We start from the raw sequence: 1,782 nt of genomic DNA on the forward strand, positions 1-1,782 counted from the left end.
CATCAGCACAGCAGGCTTGCCGGTGTGCTTGGCTACCCCTCACCCTGACCCTCTCCCCAGAGGGGCGAGGGGACGCGAGACGACCTGCGGTGCAGAACTGCGGCAAGAGCCCCTCACCCCCGCATCTTGCGCTCCAACAACCGCCGCTCCGCCTCGAGCCGCACCAGCGGCAGCGCGCGGGCATAGGCGGCCTGCGCTTCGGCCGCCCGCCCCAGCCGGTCGAGCAGATCAGCGCGCGCCGCATGAAGCGGCCAGTAGCCATCGAGCGCGCCGTTTGCCGCCAGCGCCTCGACCAGTTGCAGCGCCCGCTCCGGGCCGTCGACCATCGATAAAGCCGCCGCGGCATTGAGCTCGACCACCGGGGAGGGCTGAAGCCGCAGCAGCACCTGGTAGAGCCCCGAGATCTGTGCCCAGTCGGTTGCGGCAAAGTTTGGGGCATCGGCATGGAGCGCCGCAATCGCTGCCTGCACGCCATAGGGGCCGATGCGGCCGGGCTGCGCCAGGGCGCGTTCGACCAGCGCCTTGCCTTCGGCGATCGCCGGGCGATCCCAGCGCGCCCGATCCTGCTCCTCGAGCAGCAGCAACTCCCCGGCGCCGTCGCTGCGGCCATCGAGCCGGGCCGCATGCAGCAGCATCAGCGCCAGGAGGCCGGAGATCTCGGGCTCGCCCGGCAGCAATTGGTCGAGCAGCCGGCCGAGCCGGATCGCCTCGGCGCAGAGCTCGGGCCGGGTGATCGCCGTGCCGGCGCTCGGCGCATAGCCCTCGGTGAACACCAGGTAGACCACCGCGAGGACACCGGCGAGCCGCTCGGCGAGGTGCTCGCGATCCGGCACTTGATAGGGAATGGCGGCCTCGCGGATCTTCGACTTGGCGCGCACCAGGCGCTGCGCCATGGTCTCCTCGCTGACGAGGAAGATGCTGGCCACCGCCGCCGTGCTCAGCCCACAGACGGTGCGCAGGGTCAGCGCCACGCGGGTTTCGAGCGCCAGCGCCGGGTGGCAGCAGGTGAAGATCAGCCGCAGTCGGTCGTCCTCGATGTCCTCGACGTCGGGTTGCGCCGCGATGGCGCTCTCGGCGGCCAGGGTCCTGAGCTTGCCGCGCAGGGTGACGCGCCGCCGGATGCGGTCGATGGCCTTGTGGCGGCCGGTATTGACCAGCCAGGCGCGCGGATTGTCGGGCAGGCCGGTCTGCGGCCAGCGGATCAGCGCCGCCTCGAAGGCATCCTGCGCCCCTTCCTCAGCCAGCTCGAAATCGCCGACGAGGCGGATGAGAGTGGCCAGCACTCTCCCCGCCTCGTGGCGATAGACCGCCTCGATGGTGGTGCGGTCGACCAAAGCGCTCACTCAGTACATGCGCGAGAGGCTATCGATCGGCCGCACTTCCACGGCGCCGGAGCTGAACGGGATGTTCTGGGCGATCGCCAGCGCCTCGTCGAGGTCATGCGCCTCGACGATGTAATAGCCGCTCAGCTGTTCGCGCGTTTCGGCGAACGGCCCGTCGGTCACCAGCGATTTGCCGTCGCCGCGGCGGATGGTGGTGGCGGTGCTCGATTGTTTCAGCTTGTCGCCGCCCTTCAGGTGTCCGCTCTTCACGATATCCTGGGTGAAGCGCGCATAGGCCTCGCCCATGGCCTTGCCCTGTTCGGCCGTCGCCGCTCCCATCGCCGCCTCGTCGCCATAGATCATCAGCAGGTACTGCATCGTCATCTCCATTTGCTGGCAGGTTACCGGCGATCGGTCGAACGAGGGGGTGACGAGATCGACAGGCGGGGCGGAATTATTT

The 1,782-nt window shown here is 69.1% G+C and carries 2 protein-coding genes; both read right to left on the reverse strand.

From position 1 onward, the window contains the following. Positions 1 to 113 precede the first annotated feature (113 nt). A complete protein-coding gene (locus VW23_RS06760; protein ID WP_069908820.1) occupies positions 114 to 1,334 on the reverse strand; it encodes an RNA polymerase sigma factor in 1,221 nt (406 codons plus the stop codon). A gap of 9 nt (positions 1,335 to 1,343) precedes the next feature. Further along, positions 1,344 to 1,700, reverse strand: a complete 357-nt coding sequence (locus VW23_RS06765; protein WP_069908821.1) for a YciI family protein — start codon at positions 1,698 to 1,700, stop codon at positions 1,344 to 1,346. Positions 1,701 to 1,782: the final 82 nt, after the last annotated feature.

Origin of the sequence: Devosia insulae DS-56 (genome assembly GCF_000970465.2) — a bacterium.
Classification (GTDB): Bacteria; Pseudomonadota; Alphaproteobacteria; order Rhizobiales; family Devosiaceae; genus Devosia_A; species Devosia_A insulae.

Excerpts from the sequence above, each read along its gene's own strand:
- VW23_RS06765 (WP_069908821.1), bottom strand. The coding sequence starts at position 1,700 with ATGCAGTACCTGCTGATGATCTATGGCGACGAGGCGGCGATGGGAGCG.